Here is a 20,875-nt window from a genome sequence, read left to right on the forward strand (position 1 = left end):
GCAAAAAATAAGTTATAAAAGGAATGTTTTGTCAAAAAAATAGCTTTGATTAGCCATTTTTTTGACAAAAACGAAAGTTTTTTAATTTAAAATTAGCTTAAAGTAGGAAGCAATAAAGGCTTTTTAAGCCTAAAATTCCCTAGAATTTCTTACAATTAGCTTGTTTGACTATATTGCAATAAGACACCAGTTGATAAATAAAGATCTCTAAGGCAATTAAACTCGGAAAAATGAATAGTATAAGAATGAACAGGCTCTTTTATGCCAGTTGAAGATGTATTGTGATTGTTATATTGGCCAGGAATCGTCATTTCTCCTAGATAGGTTTTATCAGATTTATAAAATAAAGCTGTGAAAGCTCCAGGATTGCTGCTACTTAGATTTTTATTATTTTTAACAACGGGAACCATATAAATACCAGATTGCCAATCTTGTCGAGTAAGCCCTGCTAAAGGTTCTGGCAAAATTCCATTTTTAACAATGTAGCATCGAGTATAGGGTTTGACGTTAAAAGTATTAAAAGTATCAACATACAGTTCATTTATAGGGTACTTTGTAAATTGTAAAGGAAGAAACACTGCTTGTTTATCAATAGGTGATGTGGCTTGAGCAAGTAAAATATGTTTACTGTTTGCAGGGCTAAATTCATAGGTTACTTTAAAGTGAGTTGTTGTGCCTGGCGTTAATTGAATCAGTTGCGTTGGAACAGAGGATCCAACCCAATTAGTTGTTTGATTTACAAAGGAGATTTCAACGTTTGAAATTGGAGCATTTAGGTATAGCACTTGAGATGTGATAACTTTATTTTTTTTATTGGTCCAAGTTAATTGATATACACCAGTAGTTATTTCTGTAAGAGCTCCAAATATTCCTTCTTTTATATCAGTTGCAAGAGCATTGACTATAAAAGAATATAGCTGACTTAATGGGTAAGCATAAGCGATGTTAAATCCTTTTTCATTAAAAAATGTTTGAGTTTCGGTTTGAGCAATTTGAGGAGTAAAAATTGCTAAAAAATTTATATAATAAAAATTATGTTGATTAACTACAATATGTCCATAAGCATCTTGACCGGTGTATATTAGTGGGATATCAGAACAATTTGATAAATTTGTTTCATAGATAGCGCTGGCCATTAACCATGGCGCATTATATATGACGTAATCAGGTAAAAAAGTATTAGTAAGGCTGATAAAAAAGGCATAACGATTTTGGTTATCAAAGCAGCTTAGATTTTTAAAGTAAGTAAAAGCATCACCGAAACTATCTTTTCCAAAGAATTTAAAATTAGAATAAAGTGCAAGCTGTGTTGTGCTCATGATCATCCACAGTGTTTGCGCTGTAGGCAGTTTCCATAAAAATTGAGGCAAGATCAGCAGCGGCAGAGTTAATGTTGGCGTCGTTGCATTTTTCATAATTTGGACGTTGGTAATTGATGGTTGGAAAATAGTCTTAGTTGAATCAGTTTCATCGACATTGCTTGATTTGATTTCAATATCTTGCTGATTGATTTGCATGGTGAGCAAGTATGGGCCAGTTAATTTTGAAATATTAATTGCTTGAATGCGTTGATTAGGATCTCGCTCTGCAGCTGTTGCAGGCGTTGGATTTTGAATTAAAACCAAATACCAATCTTTTGGGCTTGCTAAATATTCAGGGCTTGTTGGCAGTCCGTTCATTTCAAACGTGTCTTTTTCTATTGCTTTTTTACCACGAGGTAGAGTTTTTAAAAATGTTAAAAATTCTTGGCCAGACATCATTTTAATCGAAATAGTAATCGGACTTTCTGCTTCAGACTGCGTAATTTCAAATGAAAAGTTTGAAGGTTGTGAAGTAGCGGCTGCTTTTGAGTTTGCAGGTCTTTGAAGTGCTGCAGTGTGCAGATTAACTTCATTGAGTCCATGGTTGAGTTGGCCGATTTGTACCGAGGTCTTTCCATCTAAAGAAGTTTGAGAAATTGAAAATTCAGCATTGGTGTTATTTTGAATATTGACGATGATCCCAAGGTCGCGATTGTCGCCAATAAATTCGATCTGTGGAGCATCTTTAGTTTCAATGATCTTGGATATCGATGCTAAACGGGTTAAGGCTTGGCGCAGGTGCTGCGTTGCGTAATTGGTATGTACGGTGCCTTGAGGATCATTGAGCAGTTTAGGGAAAGTTTTAGGATTTAGGTACGCCAGCATTCGATCAAAAAGTTGCTCTTGAACAATCGCTTTGTAGGCGCTAGCAATCTCTGGACTTGATGCTACAGCTTGAGGTGTGGTAACTGGAGATTTTGATTGAGCCTGGTATGCGCTGTACAGGCTGCACCAGAGGGTTTCGATTTCTTGCTGCTGCTGTTTCGGCAGGGTTGCAACTGCAGCTTTGAGTTGTGCCGCGTAGGGCACAGCAGGGTTGTTCAGGCAGGAAGATGGTTGAACTGTTTTAGTAGGGGTAGCTTTTGGTAGCACTGGTAGCATGAGAGCTGGAGCTGCTGCAAAAAATAAGAGCATGGACAGAAAGTTTGTACGTTTCATAGATAAGCCTTTCATAAAAAACAGTTTGCGTTTCATGATAAAACATACTTTTTGCAGAATTCAATATTTGTGAAAAAGATGTGTAAATATATGGCGATATTTATAATATAAAATTCCACTTTTTAACGCTTGCACTGTGTCTGCAGGCGGTTTTATTTCAAGTGGTCTGGACCAATGCCGCAAAAGTTTACATCACTCGTTAGGCTTTTGACGTCTTGACGTCTGTTGACCTCAAAATTGCGCGCTGTTTGCGAGACTCTTGCACCACCTCTTGTAGCGTTGCTGCATACATGTGGCGAATGCAAAGATGAGACATGTCATGAATGCTAAATCCTGGCAATGTTAATAAATAATCATATTCCCGTTTTAAATCAGAATCCATCAGCCCTAAGCCTTCAAAATCTATAGGTGCACCATTCGTAAATTGTGGATGCTGTGCAAAAAAAGCCATCAAAGCCTCTTTCGTTGATTTGATCGTTGTATGAACTGTTGGTTGCAGGCAAGAACAAACATGCAAATGTTCTGGTGCAAAGCCTATTAACGGATCATGTGGCGATACTTCGCCTAAAATAGTTTGCAATTTTGCTAGCGATCCTAGAAATTGATATGCTTGAATAACCATCACGGCCTGACTTAGTTTATCTGGGATTGGCAAGCCTTTCCAATCATGATCAATAAAGTTGAAATATAACAGTTCTGTTTTTTGAACACCGCCACATTCACAAAAAATGGTAGCATGGATAACAAACGATTGTTGCTGATTTTCCATTTTTTTTAATATTGATCGAAATCCAACAAATAATGCGGTCATCTGTTGAACATGCTGGGATTCAATTTGTTGAATAGCTATTTGATCCTCTTCGGATCCATATATTGTCGCTACTTTTTGTTCATACTCAATTGAAAGCTTACACAGCATTTTTTTTACAGTATTAATCAAAAATTTCATTTTGTTCACGCTTACCTTGTGCAGAGAGAAAACAGGTAAAATTGAATTTTTTGCCGTTATTAAAAAGCATAAACTTAAAAAGCTTAACTCTTTTGATGGCACATAATCAATATGATATGTTTTCATGATATCCGACACATAGCGCCCCTTGAGAACCTGTCTTAATTCTTGGCGCTCTATATGTGAATAATTTTTAATTTCATCTAAGCGTTGTTGCGTTCTATCAAACATTTGATTAATCATTATTAGCTCATCAGACAATATTGAATTTATTGCTTTTTTCTTATCAGCAAGATCAATTATCATCGATGCTCGTGTTTGACATTTCCAATCACCAACCAAAGCATCAAAACTTAATAACTGATCTGCTTGAAATGATTGAATTGTCAATTGCATGATTTTTAGTTCAAAAAGATTATTTTCTAATTCTCTGATAAAATCATCCATCAAAATACTATTGATATTTGCTCGCTGTATAAAATAACCAATAAAATCATGAATTTTTATCTGACCCATAAATCCCCCATTTTGGATTGTTTGTAGATAAAAATAAGTATATCAAATATTTAGCAACAAAAGGAACACTTTTTCATAAAAAATGGCTAACTACAGCCATTTTTCGACCAAGGAGATTGTTTTTTGCTTAAAGTCTTGACCGAAATTGGGGGCAGCATCAAAATTAGCTTGCTTGATTGTATTGTAAAAATATCCCTGTAGATAAATATAGATAAACTTGGCAATTATATTTAGTTAAATGCACATCGTAGATACTTGCTGGATGCGGAATACCCGTATCAGGACCGTTATTGATTAATCCAGGAATGGTCATTTCTCCTAAAAAGGTTTTATTTGCTTTATAAAACAATAATGTTAACGCTCCAGGTTTATCTAATGTCAAATGATCATTGTTTTCAATTCCTGGTACCATGTAAATACCGCTCCTCCAATCTTCTACGCTCAAATTCTCAAGCGGTGTCGGCAAAACTCCGTCTTTAATAATTGAACAGTGGGTGTATGGAACAATATTAAGCTCCCGAAAAACATTAATATAAAGTTCTCGAATCGGAAATTCTGTAAATTGTAATGGCAAAAAGACTTGTTGTTTATCTATTGCTGAGGTTGGTTGAGCAAGTAGAATATGTTTATTGTTGTTAGGGCTAAATTCATACGTCACCTTAAAATGCGTAGTTTTGCCTGGTTGTAGTCGAATTAATTCGGCAGGCACCGAAGATCCGATCCAATTTTCGACTTGGTTGATAAATGAGATCTGTAAATTTGCTAACTGACTATCCAAATATAAATATTGCGAAGACAATATTTTATTGCTTTTATTTCTCCATGTTAATTGATAAGCTCCAGCCCTTGGTTGATGCAAGGTTGCAAAAATTCCTTCTTTAGTATCATCTCTTAAAGCATTGATTACAAAAGAATAAAGCTGATTTAACGGATAGGCATATGTTTGATTAAATCCATTCTTTTCAAAAATATTTTTATTGCCGACTTTATCAATCTTCGGCGTAAAAATAGCTAAAAAATTAATAAAATAAAAGTTATGTTCATTTACAACAAAATGGCCGTAAGAATCTTGAGCTGTATATAATTGTGGAATGTCGGAACAACTTTTTAAGTCTGTTTCATAAATTGCATGTGACATCAACCAAAAAGCATTATACAAAGTATAACCAGGCTCATAACGATTATATAAATCTATAAAAAATGCATATTTATTATTAACACCAAAACAACCTAACTGTTCAAAGTACTCAAAAGTATTTCCTAATTTTGCTTTTTTGAAAAACTCAAATTTAGTGGCAACAGAAAGATAGGAAGTTATCATGAGCATCCAAGATGCCTGCATTTCTGGCAGATTGTATAAAAATTGGGGCAAAATGAGCATAGGAAGTGCGGGCAGGATATTTTTGTCGTTCGTCAATGATTGCATCAAGGTAAATGATGGCTGATATACATTAAGTTGTTGTGGTTGATTAATAGTTTGTTGAGCTTGTTCAAGTAATTTTTTTTGTGTAGCAGCAACTTGCCATTCAAGAAAAGTAGAAGATGGTTGATATACATCTGTTACGGATGGTTTATTTGCATAAGCCGATGTATTTTGAGTAATCATCTCATTATTAATTTGCATGGAGAGCAAGTATGGACCAGTCAATTTTGAAATATTGATTGCTTGAACGCGTTGGTTAGGATCGCGCTCAGCAGCTGTTGCAGGTGTTGGATTTTGAATTAAAACCAAGTACCAATCTTTTGGGCTTGCTAAATACTGCGGGCTTGTTGGCAGTCCGTTCATTTCAAACGTGTCTTTTTCTATTGCTTTTTTATCACGAGGTAGAGTTTTTAAAAATGTTAAAAATTCTACGCCCGACATCATTTTAATGGAAATATTGATCGGATTTTCAGCTCCTGACTCTGTAATTTCAAATGAAAAGTTTGAAGGTTGTGGAGTAGCTTCCTTTTTTGAGCTGACAGGGCTTTGAAGAGCAGCTGTGTGCAGATTAACTTCATTGAGTCCATGATTGAGTTGGCCGATTTGCACAGAGGTTTTGCCATCTAAGGAAGTTTGAGAAATTGAAAATTCAGCATTGGTGTTGTTTTGAATATTGACGATGATCCCAAGGTCGCGATTGTCGCCAGTAAATTCGATCTGTGGAGCATCTTTAGTTTCAACGATCTTGGATATCGATGCTAAACGGGTTAAGGCTTGGCGTAGGTGCTGCGTTGCGTAATTTGTATGTACAGTGCCCTGAGGATCATTAAGCAGTTTTGGAAAAGTTTTAGGGTTTAGGTACGCTAGCATTCGATCAAAAAGTTGCTCTTGAACAATCGCTTTGTAGGCGCTAGCAATCTCTGGACTTGATGCTACAGCTTGAGGTGTGGCTGTTGCTGGAGCTTTTGATTGTGCCAGGTACCCAGCATACAGGCTGCACCATAAGTTTTCGATTTCTTGTTGCTGCTGTTTCGGCAGAGTTGCTACTGCAGCTTTGAGCTGCTCTGCGTAGGGCACAGCAGGGTTGTTCAGGCAGGAAGAGGGTTGAGCTGTTTTAGTAGGGGTAGCTTTTGCTTTAGCCTTTGGTTGTGCTGGCAGCATGAGAGCTGGAGCTGCTGCAAAAAATAACAGCATGGACAGAAAGTTTGTACGTTTCATAGATAAGCCTTTCATAAAACACGAATATCGTCCTCGACTACGATCGGGGATCCAGCATTAACAGTTTCCTTTTGCGTTTCATGATAAAACATATTTTTTGGTAAATTCAACATTTTTGAAAAAGATGCTTTGGTTCTGCGGATTGGCAAACTAATGTTTTTTGGTTATGCAAGACAGAATTAGAAATTATTTAATGGATTGTCCTAGATAGGCATTTAATCTATCTAGGACAATCTAAAACTTAAGCAAGAATAATGTTTTTTATTTTTATTAAAAAACAAAAGAAGATTTATTGCAGAATTATAGTATCTGTTTGTTTATCAAATTCACTGATAGATGGGAACACACCATTCAATAAGTGAAATGTACTTAATTTAAATGACGGTTTGTTTGACGACTCTTTTATATTTTCAAAGCAAAACATTTTAGCATAGGCATTAGGCGTATATTCTTTTTGGTTTAAATGATCAGTCTTACTATCTAACACAATTATTTGGTCAAAGTTATTAGCGGCAGCTCGAGGTGTTTCTGTTATAACTCGACCATCAGCTTTATTTAATAAATAATGCTCTATAAGAGGAATGCTTGGTAAATCTTTTACGCGATCATCATTTGCAGGAGGAGTTTCAATGATTATTGTATCTCCTAGTTGAAAGATAATATCTAATATTTCTTTCCAAGGCTCCATATGATGTACAACATTGAGAGCTAATATAACATCAAAGTGTTCGGCGTTACAAAGATCTTCTAAGTCTTTTAATGAAAGCTCTTTTTTTAAGTAAATAATACTTGAAACTTGATCGTTTAATTCACAAATAGTACGCAATCTATCTGATACATCAGACATAACACATAAAGCATTATAATCATGCGCAATTCTTAAGCTAAAATATCCGTTGCTTGCTCCAATATCCAAAACTTTAATAGGTCTTTGGTATTTATTAATTACTTTGTTAATAGCGTCATAACGAGATTGACAGTCTGGGCCAACTCCTTTGCTAATCATTTCATTGTTTATAATAATATCCTGATAAGGGAAATATCGTTCTTTTGATAATTGAGATAAGATTTCTTCTTTTTGTTTGTTATCAAAATTTGCTTTTAATGGTGGGACAATTAATGTTAAACATATTGAAAATATTATCTTTTTCATGTTAAATGCTTCCGTGTTTGCAGTTTTGGTCAAAATTAAATACTTCATTTACATTTTTTATTACTTTATCAAAATCTTTAACTATATTTCCCATAGGTACTTCTAATGGTAATCCATCTGTTCCTTGTGTTACGATGTGGCTTTTGCCGTCTGGAAACACATGGAAATAGCGACCAAATGATCTTTCGTATGGCTGTGCATCAATAGTAAATAAGGGATTCATTTTTTTTGTTATTTCTATCGTTTCATCAAAATCCTTTCGTGTGATTAATAAGTCACTATTTAAAATATCTTCTTTACGAGGTCCAACTGGGCTCACTTGATATATTTTCCAGCGCAATGTTTTTGGATCTATGCCGGATTCTAACATTGTTTTTCCTATTAGCGGGACAGAATCTAAATTTGGCATTGCGGCAACTGTTCTTACGGTAAGCTTTATATTTGGAAAAACATTTTGTACAAATTTAATTGCAGCTAAGACTTTGGAAAAATGGAGAATCGTGCCTTTTCTCATAGTTGAGTTGACTTTAATTGTATGGCCATCTAATGGTAAACCAAGATCGTTAATATAGGGCAATACCGAAGGACCTCTTTTAACGAGTAACAAACCATTACTTGATAATGTTGTGCGTAATTCCAATTCAGTATTAATATATCGCGCTAATTCAGGCAGTTCTTTTTTGAGTAGCGTTTCCCCGCCTGTAAAAACTATATTCTTAGTGCCTAATTTTTTGAGATTATAGGCTAAATTTTTCCATTCGCTGAGCGTTACATCCTCTTTTGCATCATGTGCTGGTCCCCAGCACCATTTACAATTTAAATTGCAAATACCATTGATATTAAAGTCGACAGTTTCTGGAGATTTACAATTATTTATTGTTGCTTGTGCGCTAAATCTTCTAAGCCCTGTTGTAGCGATCAATGCTTGTGATGTTCGATGTGATATTGGGATGGTGTGCATAGCGTTTATGTCTTGCAATACAGCTACGGATAATAATGCTGTAGTAACAAACGTGTTAACATTGTTCATGTTTTACTCATTTTCAAGATATAACGTATTGTTAAAATAATTTTTAAATATTTTTTTATGGGGCTTAAAAAGATCTTGTGGTAAAGAAGAAAGATCGAAAAATTTCCATTCATAACAAAGATCTGGTTCCATGCATTGTATTTCGCCGAGAAATTTTTGCAGCAGGAATGACATGTGAACGTAATGTCCTCGCTCATCAATGTTATCTACGATAGAAATTAATTTTAAATTTAATCCTTCAATTCCGAGCTCTTCTTTCAATTCTCGTTTTGCGCAATCTAGAATTGATTCACCTACTTCTAGATGACCTCCAGGCAAGCCCCATGTTCCTTCGCCATAACAATTTTTTCTTTTTCCAAGCAAGGCAGCATTGTTTTGTATTAAAAAAATTTCACAGCCAATTTTGATTGTTTTCATTTTTAAATCCTAAACGGTTTTGGGGTTATATATTTATGATATTTGTTTTACATAATAATATAATAAAAGGCTTATTAATAGATGGTTTGTTCTACGTATTGGTAGGAAGAATAGGTTGAAATGAAGAAGGGCGGAATGAATCAAAAATTATTTCACTCATTTTCAAGATATAAAGTATTGTTAAGATAATTTTTAAATTAATTTCATTGTTTTTTGCTAGCCGTGATCAGCCCTTTTTTAAGGCATGTAATTTGCTTTAGCAAAGAGTTTTTTTCGTTTTTTTATTTATAATTTTGCTCAGCAAACCTAACTTGTTGGTTGAAGTTTGATTACGTTGCTGTACTATTAAAAAGACTAAAGACAGAGTGTTTTAAATGAAACAATAAGCAGTAAAAATCTTTCAAGTTTTAGATATTGGAATGAAAAATGATAACAAAAATATATGTAGATTCTTTTAAGATTTATCGACTGTTTATTCCGGCATGGATATTTTTTTTAGCAGTTTTATTTTTTTCGATCTATTTTTATTTACATGCTGTTTTGCATGATTTTTCTTTTTTTAAAGCGGTAGGGGTATCGGTCTACTTTTATGTAATGTTTAAATGGGCTGAGGAATTACTGTTTTTCTTTCAAGTAGCTATGCAAAAAGAGCCAATTATTCAAATACAAGATGATGGTTTGATTTTTAATTATGCTCAGCGGTATACATACATCCCATGGGATCATGTTATTAAAGTTGATTTTAAGCCATCGCTTACAGGCATTATGATGTTTCTTACTGCTGATGCTGAAGTTAAACATCAATCTCCTTTTGCAAAGCTTGGGCCAAATGTCATAGTAATGCTTCGGTATATGAACAAACCTCAAGAAGAGGTGTTTGCTTTATTGATGACGCATGAATATAAGTTTTATCAGGATAATGAGTAAGGGATTTTACATGTGGTATTGGTATGAATTGTACTTTTTAGGGCTGTGTTCAATAGCTCTAATGCATTATATAAAAGTTTATATGTTGGGACAGAAATGTTAAATCAAGAAATGCACACTTGGATTGCAATGGTACTTTCTTTGTTTACGATAAAGGGCATAGAGTATTATCAGAAGTTTCAAAAAAATGAACTTAACTTTCTAGTGTTTGTTGATCTGGCAGCCTTACTTACAGCACTTGCTATCTGGTTTTACTGGATTTATTAATAATTTTAAAAACCAAGATATTTTAACTTACGGGAATCGTTTAAAAATGGTTCCTGTACGTTTATTGTACTATTGAAAACACCTTAAAGTCAGCAGGTTTTTATGAACAAATCAGGAAAGATAATAAAATGAATCCAATCAAATTTATGATTACAGCTAAACAGTATATTCATGTTATCCCGGAAACCATTAAAAAGGGTGATTGTGCAGTGTGTGCTGAGTGTGATGTTGATTATGTTGATGAAGAAAAAGGATTGACTATACGATTCGGATCTACAGAAGCAGAAACATTTAACGGTGTTTTTGGATTTGAAGGATTTGATGATTTATTAAACAATAAGCTATTCTTTGATAATGATAAACGGAGAGATCCGGGATTTGAATACAATCAATACTGCCAAGATGTAATAAAAAATACTGACGTAATAGATAAGTATTTTTTTGAGAGCAACAGTAATAAGGGCAGACAACCCTTTTATACAAGTTGGTTTTATAACGATAAAAGTGGCAATATTATATTTGAAATAAGTCCACTTTATCCATGGTTTAATGTAGATGATGCAGCAAGAAAACCAGGATTTATGACATATGAAGACTTTATGAAAAATTACAAAGTAAGTATTCATAAAGTTATTCCAAAAGAAACGCTTATGCATTGGGACAAACAAGCAAAATCATATGATCATGTATGCGATGATTTCTAAAGAGAATTTTGAAAAGTGAATTGATCAAGCTATTTTAACTTACAGGAATCGTTTAAAAAATGGTTCCTGTTTTTTTGTCAAAAATATAAAAGCGTAAGTTTTGCAAGAGCTTTAATGGTTAAAAAATGGCTCAGGAGTAGCCTTTTTATGATTTTATGATAACCTTTGAGAAGTGTTTTTTTTCTTATTAGGGGTTTTATGAAAAATAAAATAATTAAGTTTTCTTTTGTTCTTTCGATTTTATCGTGTCAGTTCTTGAGCGCTGGCCAGAACGGGCAATCAAGCGGCTCAGCTGAGTTTGATGCGTCACTGGTGACTGTGCATCTCGTTAATCCTTCTTCTTTTAAAAGTCTAACTTTTATTAAAGATGTACGATCAAGATTGCAAGTAGCTGTAGATTCTGGAAATTTAGAGATTGGATCAGGAAGGACTGTTGAATTAATGATTTCTCAGCAAGAAGTTAGTGTGGTTCTTTTAAAGAGTGGAAAACCTGTTTCTTTTATAGACCTAGATCGTTATTTTCCAAAAACAGAAGTAAAGATTGCACCTTCGGCTCTACCTCCATCTAACGGTGACGATAAACGTGACTGCGAAAATGAGTAACCGTTTAGTATACATAGTTTGCCTGTAGCCATTTAGATTAACGGCTATTTATTTAAAGATATTTTTTTATTATGAGGAGTGTTATGAAAAATAAAATAATTTTCATGTCTTTTATTCTTTCAGCTATATTTTGTCAATTTTTGAGCGCATCAGAAATTGGGCAATTGAGCAATGGGCGACATGATGTAGATGTTCCTGTATTTCATGATCAGCTAGCTCCGGAGGGAGGGCAAATTCAGGAAGAACATGTACAAGCAGAAGATAATGATGCTGAAGTTGCTCAATCAGCATTGCAAGAAACTGTACGGCCTGAGAGAGTAGATGTTTTTTCGGCTCCTGTATTTTATTACCGTTCAGTCTTTGAAAATAATTCTGAGGGTAGACCATTGACGCCTGCAGAAGATAATGATGCTGAAGTTGCGCGAGAAGCTTTGATCGAAGCTGTGCAGTCTGGAGGTGTAAAAATTAATCCTGGCGACAGCGTAAGCTTAACGTTTGATAGACAAGATGGTGAGGTTTTTGTGACTGTTTCAAGTTATGATATAAATGGTGCTTTTGTCGAGACTGTGTGTGATAGAATTTCTGACGGTAGAAATTAATTAAAATAAATTACTTAAAAAATAAAAGGGACAGCTTTAAAACTGTCCCCTTTTCTTTTTTTGCTTTACACAGAAGCAATAAATTCTTCAACCCGAGATTTTAGAGCTTCTTTGCTCATGTAACCGGTTTCTTTAGAATGTATTTCACCATTGTTATAAAAAACAAATGTTGGAACTGAGGTTACACCAAACATAATTGACAAGTCTCTGACTTCATCAACGTTGAGTGCTGCAAATTTGCAACGTCCTGCAAATTCACCTGCAAGCTCTGTAAAAATAGGTTTCATTTGTTGGCATGGACCACACCAAGTAGCATACACATCGATGACTACTGGTTTATCGTATTGTTTTATTTCTTTTTCGAAATTATCTTTTGTAATTGTAACGGGCATGTGAGCGCTCCTTTTGGATTATTTTGCTTTAGTTTTTTAACATATTGAGCATTGTTTGTAGCTGTTGGCGCAATGATTTCAGTAACGAAAGCATAGAGCTTTTAAACATTTCATAGCTGGAAGGATCTTCCTGCTTTAAATTTTTTACTTTTTCTTCCATTTGGTCAAGCGTTTTTTCTGTAGCGCTTGCAACGTCGGCTTTTTTTATATCTTGTGAGTCATCTTCGCCACGTCTTATATGCTTTGCATCTTTTGCTGATTTGTAGCCTTTGATGGTAAGATTTCTGACGTGAATTATATTGAGTTTACGCTCTTCAAGTATTTGATTTTGATCTTTACTGAGACCCTTGTCGATTTTCAAGCATGAAATTTCTCGTGAGGTTTCAACTAAATAATTTTGTTTATTGCCGTTGATAGATGTTACGATAATTTCAATATATTTTCTGTTGTTGATTTCTATTTCTGATGATGTTGGATGCTCAGGGTCAAGCAGTTCTATTGATGTAATTTCATGCAAATCTAAAAACGTTTTGTTTTGTTTTGGATCGATTTCTGATTTACTGCCAGCATCCTTCTCCGTTGGCTTTTTATAATCTTTAATGGTTTGGTATACGGGAATTTGTTCGTATTTTCCACCGATTAAAATATCTTCTGCATCAAATTTTGCGCTATGATCTTCAATGGTTCCGTAAAAGTTTGTGTCTGGGCGTTTGTCTTTGCCATTGGAGTCCATCGTAGACCCGTTCCAGCATAAAAACGTGGTAAAAGCTGCTAGGAGCAGCAAGGGTTTTTGTGATTGCAGGTGTTTCATTTTTTTCCTTTTTTTAAAGAGTCTGAAAATGGCAATATTTATTCTTGCTACTTGTTTTACTACAATGACTGCCAAGAGTCCATAGTTTGTCTTTATCTCTTAAAAAGAATATAGTAAAATGTTTAAAAAATAAGTATCTGATAGATTTTTATCTGTTTCATATCATGAAAGGAATCAAAAAATGAACTACAATAATCAAGGTCACTATGGCTCAATGGCACATGGCTTTATGAATAAAGTCTACGGTTGGATGTGCGCAGGTCTTGCGGTGACGGCCGCTGTCTCTTACTATCTCTCTCCAGAAGTAAATCCTCAATTAATGCGCGCTTTGATGTCAAACTGGTTGATCGTGCTGGGAGTTTTATTTGCTTCAATTGGTATCATTATGTACATGTCTTATAATTTTGCTCGCTTAAGCTACGCAACTATGGGTGCATTGTTCATAGTCTTTTGTGCACTTGAAGGAATAGCTCTTTCTCCAATTTTGTATCAATATACAGCAGCGTCAGTTTTTTATGTGTTTTTAATTGCAGCAATTATGTTTGCTGTTATGGCTGTTTATGGCTGGGTTACGAATGCTGATCTCTCATCAATGGGTAATTTACTCTTTATGGGACTTATTGGTTTAATCGTTGCAAATATTATTAACATGTTTGTCCAAAGCTCTGCTTTCAACATGGTGATTTCAAGTTTTGGTGTCGGTATTTTTGCAATGCTTATTGCATACGATGTTCAAAATTTAAAAAAACTTAGCCAACAAGTTTTAGCATCGCCAGAAGACGCTGGAAAATTTGCGTTGATGGGAGCGATTGGTTTGTATCTTAATTTGATTAATATTTTTATCTATCTTCTCCAATTATTTGGTGAGCAGCGTAAGAAATAATTAATTTAAATTTACAAATAAATTTAAATTATCCCCGGCTTGAACGGGGAACCATTCCTTAAACATTTCCTTAAACATTTAGACATGAAAAAAGCCGGAATAAACTTCCGGCTTTTTTGCTGAGAAAATTGCTTTTTATGCAAGTGATGCAAGAATAGCAGCGATTGCCAATAATTGAGCAAGTTTGCAACCTGATTTGATTGCAAATTTTGTCCAAGCTGGAGCAGATGTCCAAGCTGCGCATGAAAGGTAAGAAGGAACGAATAAACCAAGCCAAATAAAGCCAGCTGCTTTCATTGATGACATTAATTCAGTGTTTACTGTTTTTTCTGTTAAGAACCATGAGAAATATTTAGTAAACATTTCTTGAGAATAAGCGCCTTGTGTTTTTTGGAACGTCATGATTGCGATGTAAACAGCTGTTGCAAATACAACTGAAGAAACAGCTTGAATTGCTACGCGTTGGTAAAGATCTTTTTCTATATTAGGTTTGCCGTGGATTTTTTTCCACAATGGACCAAAAGCATAGTCTGAGTACCAGAACATACCAACAGCCATGTCAGCTACAGCAGCTGCAATAATAGGGTTTAGAGGCATCATAACAAATCTCCTTTTTATAAGATATTGGGACAAAATAGAATCTGTTGGCAATATTAATAAACAATTATACCCTTTGTCAAATATCACAAAATCTATTCTCTTTCTTGGCCCTGTATTCTGCCCATATGCATGCAAATCATTGTGCTTAAAATGTAATCAATGATAAAGTTAATGTTAGAAACAAAATTTAATTTTAGAAATATTTAGAAAGGGGGCACTTTTGAGACATTATAATTCCAACAATTTTTTATCAAAACTTGTTGCCTCGCGACTTGTTGCCTCGCGTTTCCTTTTTTTCTTATTTGTATTCGTTGCTACCAATGCTCAAGCATCAGTGGATGAATCTTTTTTTTATGGAAATGCAGTTGTAAAAGATCCAGTCATTGAAATGAACAGTAGTTTTCCACCTCCAAATAGTCCGGCTGTATGCGGTGACAGCAAGCCTTGCTTAAGGGCTCATCAAGGTTTGTTTAATGAAATAGTTACTGTAATTGAGGAGCAAGATGAGTCTGTTAAAGTAGTTTGCAAAAATGCTGTATACGGATATCACCGTGACACTCAAGAAAAATTAAATACTTTTTGGGCTTATAAAAAAGATATAGCGTTACTTCAAGATCTTGACAGTGAAGTTTTGCAAACGATACCTCACCTTAAGTACGCACAAGAGCCGACAATTGTTCTTGTTTATCCATGGAAATCATTTTCAGTAGGGACGCGTTTTAAACGAGATCCTGAGCATGATACTGCAATTGCTTACGCTGTAAAAGTAGCTGACTTCATAAATAACACAGCAATGATTGATTTTATTCCTCGTAAAAATGCTTTAGTTGAAACGAAAAAACATCCACGCGCAGCTCGAAAACTTTTTGTTAAAATTATTAATGAATTAATCGATAGAGTAGAGCAAAGTGGTCAAGGCCACAACAATGAAAGCCATGTTATTCCTTATGTGTGGGGTGGAAGTAGTTTTGTTGTGCCTTACACGGACTTTAGTTTTTATAGCCAAGATGGCTCTTGGAACAGGGATGGTAAAAATGATCCATACTGCGGGTATGATTGTTCAGAGTTTGTGATGAGAATGACGCAGATTGCTGGCATAGAATTTCCCTGGAAAACTACTTCGATTATAGAACGTAGCAAAAGAGCTTTGGTAAAAAATGAGCGGCTTGAAGAGGGCGATCTTATTTGGATGCAAGGTCATGTCATGATCGTTGGCAACGTTAAACGCAATGAAGTTATTGAAGCTCGAGGATATAAAAGTGGTTACGGTTGTGTACATCGTTTTACGGTAGGTGAGTGCTTTGAAGGCGTTGCTTCGTATGATGAATTGTTGAAACAGTATCACTTAAATAAAACAATTCGCCTTAAAGATCGTCAAGGTATCCCTGTAGAAAAAAGGCACTTTTTTAGATTGTTAAAACTTATAGATTAAATGTTATCAATTAATAAATTTCTGTTGATTAGGTATTTTTCATGAATCAAATTCTTTCATTGTGGTTGAGCGAGCAGGAACAGCTTAATATTATTTCGCCTGTAAGCACTCTTGAAACCATCGTTTGTTGCGACAAGGTATCACTTGTTTTTCACGTGCAAGGTCAAACTGTTGTGATAAAAAATTCTGTTGCCGTGTGCGAGCTTGATAATTTACGCAAAGGATTTGAGCTGATTTTAAATAAAGATCAGCAGCTTTTTTCTTTTTTAGATTGTGTTGCTCTGTACGGTGATTTTTTTGGTAATTTTTCAATTGAAATTCGTTACCAAAATCAGATTTTTTTTAAGAAAACAATTTCTGCGCAAGCTTTAAAATCATGGATTGCTCAACTTGAGCTGCTCCATGTTTTGGCAGAAGAAAATGAAAAAGAAAAGCAGAGTCGAGGACGCGGCTGTTGCTAATGCTTTCAAAAATGTTTTAAGCTTTTTTTATTCCTCGATACATTTTGCTTACGCAAAACACTCGGGACGAACGGCGGGTGGGTGATAGTATCTGTAGGTTTGATTTGTACGAACGCTGGATATAATAAGTTTTTTCGTCGTTCGCCCCGAGTGCCTGGCGTTTGTGTAGCAAACGACTGGTGTATCGAGGGGTAGGTGAAAAAGGAATAGTAATAATTTTAATCGTAGGGGGAATTTATATGAAAAAAATTGTTGATGGATATTACAAATTCTTTGAGCATTATTTTGAAAAAAAATCATCATACCAAGATTTATTTAAACAACAAAATCCCAACGTAATGTTTATTGCTTGTTGTGATTCACGCGTTGATCCAGCATTGATTGTGTCTGCACAGCCTGGAGATATTTTTGTTGAGCGTAACGTAGCCAACGTGGTGCCGCATCGCAGTGACGGACCAAACTCAATTCTGATTGCTCTTGAAGTTGCTCTGTGCGGCTTTGAAGTGGAAGATGTTATTGTTATGGGTCATCAGCATTGCGCTGGAGTGCAGATGCTTGCATGCGACACGTTGCATAGTTTTGGCGCTGTGCCGATTGAATACTCTAAACGAGAAGAAGATTTGAAAAAATCTTTAAATAAGCCATACGATAAAGACAATGCCGACGAATTTGAAAAGCTCAACCTTCTACTTTCCTGCCAGAATTTATTGTCGCATGAAATTGTGGCTAGCCGTGTACGAGCAAAAAAGGTATCTGTGCATGGTTGGTACTTTTCTTTACATACGGGACGCTTTGAAACTTTGTGCCTTACCTGCCTTCAATTTACCGATTTGATGGTTGAATGCTGCGGAAAACGGGTTATTTAAATCTAGGGGCGTCATTGCTTTACTTCGTAACTGATCGAAATATACTAAAAAGTCTAAAAAAGCCTTTTTAATAGGCCCTTCCACTTGCAATTATCTGTGGGTCCTGTATCCTGTATTTATATAGTTTATATTCCCTTGAATAAAACGCTTAGGCCTTCTAGATTCATAGAATTTATGGCCTTTTTCAATAAAGTTTCGGAAACCTAACCAAATTCAAATAATCAAATCGATGCTGACATCTCGGATGTTTTAGCAGTTAGGATATCGGGTGTCTTTGTTGGTGACAGATTTTTTCCAAATCGTGCTGTCAGCCTGTGTTATTGAGTGGGATATTGCTGTGATAAACATAATAATCCTCTTAATCATAGGGAATCAAAAATGACAGATTTCACACAATTTAAAGGCTTATCGCCTCAGCTTCTTGAATCACTTACAGCAATGGGGTTCGTAACTCCAACGCCGATTCAAGTACAAGCAATTCCATTAGCCTTAGAAGGCAAAGATATTTTAGGATCAGCGCAAACAGGAACCGGTAAAACGGGTGCTTTTGCTATTCCTTTAGTATCAAAACTTCTTAACAACGAAATCCAAGGCGCGCTTGTGTTGACACCAACACGTGAACTTGCAGTGCAAGTTTTAGCGGCTATACAACAAGTTTTAGGCAAAAAAAGCACTATTAACACAGCGTTGTTAATCGGTGGTGAAGCTATGCCTCATCAGTATCGTCAATTAAGAAGAAATCCACGTATCGTTGTCGGTACACCTGGTCGTATCAATGATCACTTAGAGCGTCAAACAGTGTCGTTTGAAAAAACAACATTTTTAGTACTTGATGAAACAGATCGTATGCTTGACATGGGATTTGGACGTCAAATCGACAGTATCGTTGAACATTTGCCAGCAAAAGTTCAAACATTGATGTTCTCTGCAACAATGCCTAAAAACATTATGCAAATGGCTTCAAAATATTTAACAAACCCAGAACGTATTGAAATCGGATCAAGCTTGATGCCGGTTGAATCTATCAAACAAGAATCTATTCGTATTCAGGATTCAGAAAAGTATGAACAGCTTATTAAAGAGCTTGATACTCGTGAAGGTTCTGTTGTTATTTTTGTGAAAACAAAACAAAATGCAAAAAACATTGCTGATAGATTGTATCGCGATAATTTCGAAGCTGAAGCTATCCATGGTAACTTACGTCAAAATAAACGTGACTCTGTTATCAAAGGATTCCGTGACAATAAATTCCGTGTCTTGGTAGCAACTGACGTTGCAGCTCGCGGACTTGACGTTCCTCATATTCAACACGTTATTAATCACGATTTACCACAATGCCCAGAAGATTACATTCACCGTATTGGCCGTACAGCTCGTGCTGGTGCTAAAGGTTGTGCGATCAACTTTATTACAAATAAAGAAGATAAATTGTGGCGTGCAATTGAACGCTTTATGAAAACTGGTGATCAGCCGCAACAAAATCATCGTTCAAGAGACGATAATTATGGCGCTGGAAGATCATCATCAGAAGGTCGTTCATTTGGTCGTGGCGGCAGCAGCAGATTTGGTGGACGCTCAGAAGGTCGCCGTTCTGAAGGCGGATCATCAGAAGGTCGTTCATTTGGTCGTAGCGGCGGCAGCAGATTTGGTGGACGCTCAGAAGGTTCATCAGAAGGTCGTTCAGAAAGCAGATCTGAAGGCGGACGTTCAGAGAGCCCACGCTCAGAAGATCGTCAACCATCAGAACGTTCGTTCGGTGAACGTTCATTCGGTGGACGCTCAGAAGGCCGTAGATCAGAAGGTAGATCATCAGAAGGTTCATCAAGCGATTTTAAACGTAACTTTAAACCTCGCTCTTCAGGATCAACATATGGTAGCGGTTTCAACAGAGATACTACAGGCGGTTTTTCAGGAAAAGGTAGAAGCAATGCATCTACTTCTTTCTCAAAACGTTCATATTCTGATAACAAAAGTGGCGGACACAACGCTTAATACTTGAAATAATTTTCTTGAAATAAGTTTTTTGAAAATAGTTTTATAAAAATGGGCTTTCTCTTTACGAGAAGGCCCATTTTTTTTGTTTTCATAGTTATGAACTATTAAAATTCGTACCCTAAGTCTAAGTCAGTCGTTTTAAGAAGATTTGTTTTTTAGGGGATTAGGGTATGAAGTTTCAACTGTTTTTCTATGCCACATTCTTGGCATGTCCGGTACTGTTGCTCGGTGGATTTACCAAAGGCACAATGATCAGAGTGCCGACCGGTTACTGTGAAGTCGAACATTTAAAAGTTGATGATTGGGTTTGCGCCATCAAGCCTGATGGTAATGCGACTGTAGCTCAAATCGATCAAATAGTATCGTACGTTTGGCATAAATACATGATCATTGAAATAGATGGTGTTTCTATTGTTGCGGTAACTGGGCAAAAGTTTTATCAACCTCTAACTCACAAATGGATAAAAGCTAAGCATGTTGAGCAGGGAACGGCGCTTCTGTCAGGAGTCGGTCAGGTGCGATATGTAACGTCTGTCTGTAAGGTTCATGAATCGATAGAAGTTTTTGATATTAAGATGAAAGATGTTCATACGTTTTGCGTGAGCGAGCTTGATATTGTGGTTCATAACTACGGCATGCTTGCTATCGGGCTTTCTATTGCATGGGGCCTGAGCAAAATTGCGTTTGAAAAACTGTTGCGTGATATTTGCATTGCTGGTTTAGCGTTACTGGGGAAACATGCTGGTTGCGAAGGAAAAAGTGAAGGTCAAAATTGGAAGATTGAGTCTGTACGAAGAACGTTTTTGTTTGGCGAAAAAAGCGTAGATATTTTTGAAGAGCAAGAGCGTCAAGATAATGGTCCTGCAAGATTTTTACAAAGTTTAAGTTCGGATGAATTTTTAAATTTGTGTAGGCATGTACTCAGATAGGAAATGATTAAAAAAAATTAAGCGCCAAAGACGCAAAGTAAAAAGAGAAGTCATTTAAAATGAGGACTTCTCCTCCACTTTTGCATTGCAAAAGTGGAGGAGAGAGTGGGATTTATTCTACGCAAAGCCTACGAATAACAGGTCGAACTTTTTAAAGGTCTTTTATGACCCTTTGGGTCGT

At 35.7% G+C, this 20,875-nt stretch carries 20 protein-coding genes; 11 read left to right on the top strand and 9 right to left on the bottom strand.

Annotated features, from left to right (window positions below):
- Nucleotides 1–155: 155 nt before the first annotated feature.
- The 6 genes from WC747_01960 to WC747_01985 all read right to left on the bottom strand — a co-directional run bounded on the left by WC747_01960 (nt 156) and on the right by WC747_01985 (nt 9,225).
- Nucleotides 156–2,519, bottom strand: coding sequence for a hypothetical protein (locus WC747_01960; GenBank protein ID MFA5998763.1), 2,364 nt, complete (start codon nt 2,517–2,519; stop codon nt 156–158).
- Between the two features lie 199 nt (nt 2,520–2,718).
- The gene (locus WC747_01965; protein ID MFA5998764.1) at nt 2,719–3,984 is read right to left on the bottom strand and encodes a hypothetical protein; all 1,266 of its coding nucleotides are present in this window, start codon (nt 3,982–3,984) and stop codon (nt 2,719–2,721) included.
- A gap of 163 nt (nt 3,985–4,147) precedes the next feature.
- Nucleotides 4,148–6,625 carry a hypothetical protein gene (locus WC747_01970; GenBank protein ID MFA5998765.1) on the bottom strand — a complete coding sequence of 826 codons (2,478 nt, stop codon included), beginning with the start codon at nt 6,623–6,625 and terminating at the stop codon, nt 4,148–4,150.
- A 289-nt stretch (nt 6,626–6,914) separates the two neighbouring features.
- Nucleotides 6,915–7,778 (bottom strand): methyltransferase domain-containing protein, encoded by an 864-nt coding sequence (locus WC747_01975; protein ID MFA5998766.1) that lies wholly within the window; start codon nt 7,776–7,778, stop codon nt 6,915–6,917.
- Between the two features lies 1 nt (nt 7,779).
- The gene (locus tag WC747_01980) at nt 7,780–8,808 is read right to left on the bottom strand and encodes a radical SAM protein (protein ID MFA5998767.1); all 1,029 of its coding nucleotides are present in this window, start codon (nt 8,806–8,808) and stop codon (nt 7,780–7,782) included.
- 3 nt (nt 8,809–8,811) lie between these two features.
- Nucleotides 8,812–9,225: an NUDIX domain-containing protein gene (locus tag WC747_01985; GenBank protein MFA5998768.1), complete on the bottom strand. Its 414-nt coding sequence runs from the start codon at nt 9,223–9,225 to the stop codon at nt 8,812–8,814.
- 426 nt (nt 9,226–9,651) lie between these two features.
- Here WC747_01985 and WC747_01990 point away from each other — a divergent pair, with 426 nt between their 5' ends.
- The 5 genes from WC747_01990 (at nt 9,652) to WC747_02010 (ending at nt 12,325) form a co-directional block, all read left to right on the top strand.
- Nucleotides 9,652–10,152 carry a hypothetical protein gene (locus WC747_01990; protein MFA5998769.1) on the top strand — a complete coding sequence of 167 codons (501 nt, stop codon included), beginning with the start codon at nt 9,652–9,654 and terminating at the stop codon, nt 10,150–10,152.
- Nucleotides 10,153–10,248: 96 nt separating this feature from the next.
- Nucleotides 10,249–10,419 carry a hypothetical protein gene (locus WC747_01995; GenBank protein MFA5998770.1) on the top strand — a complete coding sequence of 57 codons (171 nt, stop codon included), beginning with the start codon at nt 10,249–10,251 and terminating at the stop codon, nt 10,417–10,419.
- A gap of 128 nt (nt 10,420–10,547) precedes the next feature.
- Nucleotides 10,548–11,123 (top strand): hypothetical protein, encoded by a 576-nt coding sequence (locus WC747_02000; GenBank protein MFA5998771.1) that lies wholly within the window; start codon nt 10,548–10,550, stop codon nt 11,121–11,123.
- 198 nt (nt 11,124–11,321) lie between these two features.
- Nucleotides 11,322–11,726, top strand: coding sequence for a hypothetical protein (locus tag WC747_02005; protein MFA5998772.1), 405 nt, complete (start codon nt 11,322–11,324; stop codon nt 11,724–11,726).
- 83 nt (nt 11,727–11,809) lie between these two features.
- A complete protein-coding gene (locus tag WC747_02010) occupies nt 11,810–12,325 on the top strand; it encodes a hypothetical protein (protein ID MFA5998773.1) in 516 nt (171 codons plus the stop codon).
- Between the two features lie 65 nt (nt 12,326–12,390).
- Here WC747_02010 and trxA read toward each other — a convergent pair whose 3' ends face one another.
- Nucleotides 12,391–12,717, bottom strand: a complete 327-nt coding sequence (trxA, locus tag WC747_02015) for a thioredoxin (GenBank protein MFA5998774.1) — start codon at nt 12,715–12,717, stop codon at nt 12,391–12,393.
- Between the two features lie 28 nt (nt 12,718–12,745).
- Nucleotides 12,746–13,528 (bottom strand): hypothetical protein, encoded by a 783-nt coding sequence (locus WC747_02020; GenBank protein MFA5998775.1) that lies wholly within the window; start codon nt 13,526–13,528, stop codon nt 12,746–12,748.
- Nucleotides 13,529–13,709: 181 nt separating this feature from the next.
- Here WC747_02020 and WC747_02025 point away from each other — a divergent pair, with 181 nt between their 5' ends.
- The gene (locus tag WC747_02025) at nt 13,710–14,411 is read left to right on the top strand and encodes a Bax inhibitor-1/YccA family protein (protein ID MFA5998776.1); all 702 of its coding nucleotides are present in this window, start codon (nt 13,710–13,712) and stop codon (nt 14,409–14,411) included.
- Between the two features lie 135 nt (nt 14,412–14,546).
- Here WC747_02025 and WC747_02030 read toward each other — a convergent pair whose 3' ends face one another.
- Nucleotides 14,547–15,011: a DUF1761 family protein gene (locus WC747_02030; protein ID MFA5998777.1), complete on the bottom strand. Its 465-nt coding sequence runs from the start codon at nt 15,009–15,011 to the stop codon at nt 14,547–14,549.
- Nucleotides 15,012–15,231: 220 nt separating this feature from the next.
- Here WC747_02030 and WC747_02035 point away from each other — a divergent pair, with 220 nt between their 5' ends.
- The 5 genes from WC747_02035 to WC747_02055 all read left to right on the top strand — a co-directional run bounded on the left by WC747_02035 (nt 15,232) and on the right by WC747_02055 (nt 20,694).
- Nucleotides 15,232–16,443: an NlpC/P60 family protein gene (locus tag WC747_02035; protein ID MFA5998778.1), complete on the top strand. Its 1,212-nt coding sequence runs from the start codon at nt 15,232–15,234 to the stop codon at nt 16,441–16,443.
- Nucleotides 16,444–16,484: 41 nt separating this feature from the next.
- On the top strand, nt 16,485–16,904 hold the full coding sequence (locus WC747_02040) for a hypothetical protein (protein ID MFA5998779.1): 420 nt from the start codon (nt 16,485–16,487) through the stop codon (nt 16,902–16,904).
- A 239-nt stretch (nt 16,905–17,143) separates the two neighbouring features.
- Nucleotides 17,144–17,770 carry a carbonic anhydrase gene (locus WC747_02045; protein ID MFA5998780.1) on the top strand — a complete coding sequence of 209 codons (627 nt, stop codon included), beginning with the start codon at nt 17,144–17,146 and terminating at the stop codon, nt 17,768–17,770.
- 378 nt (nt 17,771–18,148) lie between these two features.
- Complete coding sequence (locus tag WC747_02050; protein ID MFA5998781.1) at nt 18,149–19,762, top strand: DEAD/DEAH box helicase; 1,614 nt, start codon at nt 18,149–18,151, stop codon at nt 19,760–19,762.
- A 173-nt stretch (nt 19,763–19,935) separates the two neighbouring features.
- Nucleotides 19,936–20,694, top strand: a complete 759-nt coding sequence (locus WC747_02055) for a Hint domain-containing protein (protein ID MFA5998782.1) — start codon at nt 19,936–19,938, stop codon at nt 20,692–20,694.
- Nucleotides 20,695–20,875 lie beyond the last annotated feature (181 nt).

This window comes from Candidatus Babeliales bacterium (genome assembly GCA_041660205.1).
Classification (GTDB): Bacteria; Babelota; Babeliae; order Babelales; family Chromulinivoraceae; genus JACPFN01.